The 1,404-nt window shown below is 37.0% G+C and carries 1 protein-coding gene and 1 pseudogene; one reads left to right on the top strand and one right to left on the bottom strand.

The annotated features are described in order from the left end of the window. Positions 1-39 precede the first annotated feature (39 nt). The gene (locus BAZSYMA_RS03730) at positions 40-1,056 is read left to right on the top strand and encodes a hypothetical protein (protein WP_237731730.1); all 1,017 of its coding nucleotides are present in this window, start codon (positions 40-42) and stop codon (positions 1,054-1,056) included. 140 nt (positions 1,057-1,196) lie between these two features. Here BAZSYMA_RS03730 and BAZSYMA_RS10210 read toward each other — a convergent pair. Continuing rightward, positions 1,197-1,404 (bottom strand): annotated as a pseudogene (locus BAZSYMA_RS10210) (hypothetical protein); the annotation flags it as partial.

The following is a 1,404-nucleotide window of genomic DNA, read 5'->3' as shown; positions in this document are numbered from 1 at the left end:
TCATTTTTTGGTTTTTTTTCACAATTTACGGAGTATATAATGAAAAAATTAATAGTCGCTGCAGTAGCAACAACAATGGCATCAACATCAATGGCTGATATTTCAATCAAGGGTGATGCGTATATTCAATATGCTGATATTGGCACTAATGTCAGTGGTAGTAATACTGAAAATCGCAAGCGTGTTAACTTAAATGTAATTGGTAAATCTGGTGTAACTACAGTGGTTGTTAGTTTTAGAACTGACGATAACACTCCAGCTCGTTCTGGCGCTTCTAATTTACATCAATTCTATATTACTACTAAAGTGGGTCCTGTTAATGTTAAAGCGGGTGATTTCTATGACACAATTGGTTTGGGTGCATGGAGTAAGAGTGCTGGTAAAACAGACGCTCTATCTTTATCAACTAAAGTTGGCCCTGTTACCTTAGGCGTGTATACAACGGATGTAGGTGGCGGTACTGCTGCTGCTTCTGGTGCAACAAATGTTAGTATTGCTGCTAAAGTTGCTGGTGCAAAAGTTAAGCTAATCAATGATCCTAGGGCTAAATGGACAGATCTTTCTGCTTCAGGTACCTTTGCTGGTATTTCAGTTGCTGCTGAACATTTTAAGAGAAAATCAGTAAATGGACACCCTGAAGAAAAAATAACTTTACTTCATGTTGGCGGTAAAGCAGGCGCTATTAAATGGGATATTGCTCAGTATAAGAACAAAGATGTTGTTAACACACATAGCAATTCTAAGTTTACACTATTAGGTTCTATGTTAATCGGTCATCGTGCTCGTGGTCGTACAGCAACAGCAGTAGCGGATGTTGAAGACTTCTCTAAAATCTTAGGTGTTTCAGTAAGTACTAAGGTTGCAGGCTCTAAAATTAAGGCTATCTACACTAAGAATACATATAGTGCAGCTGATAAGGTGACAGGCGCTGAATTAATCTTTACTCATGCTGTATCTGGCGGTAAGTTAACAGCTAACTTGGCTAAGTTTAGTGGATCTGAGTTTGATATCATGAACGGAACTAATAAAGGTATTAGGTTTGATATTAAGTTCTAATTCTAGTTAGAAAGTCTGATTTAGTGTCTTAGGATGGATGCTAAATTAACATCTTAAAAACCCCCAGTTTTATCTGAGACTGGGGTTTTTTTTCGTCTCTTATGAGGAAGACCTTGCCTTCCTCATAAAGAATATAATTGTCAGGTTTCACCACGTTGTTCCCTTCCTTCAAAAACCATACTTCGGAACATATCAGGCTCTCTGATAAACAAATCAGGTTTCAAATTATACCAATATTTCAAAGCCTCATAAGGCGTCCTTACCTTGATTTCTTTTCTAAGTCCGCTATGTCTACGATTAAAATTATGGGAATAACTTATATTAATACCAAAACCACAACAAATACAA

This window comes from Bathymodiolus azoricus thioautotrophic gill symbiont, assembly GCF_001298715.1.
Taxonomy (GTDB): domain Bacteria; phylum Pseudomonadota; class Gammaproteobacteria; order PS1; family Pseudothioglobaceae; genus Thiodubiliella.
This window is presented reverse-complemented; position numbering and strand designations above follow the sequence as displayed.

Excerpts from the sequence above, each read along its gene's own strand:
- BAZSYMA_RS03730 (WP_237731730.1), top strand. The coding sequence starts at position 40 with ATGAAAAAATTAATAGTCGCTGCAGTAGCAACAACAATGGCATCAACA.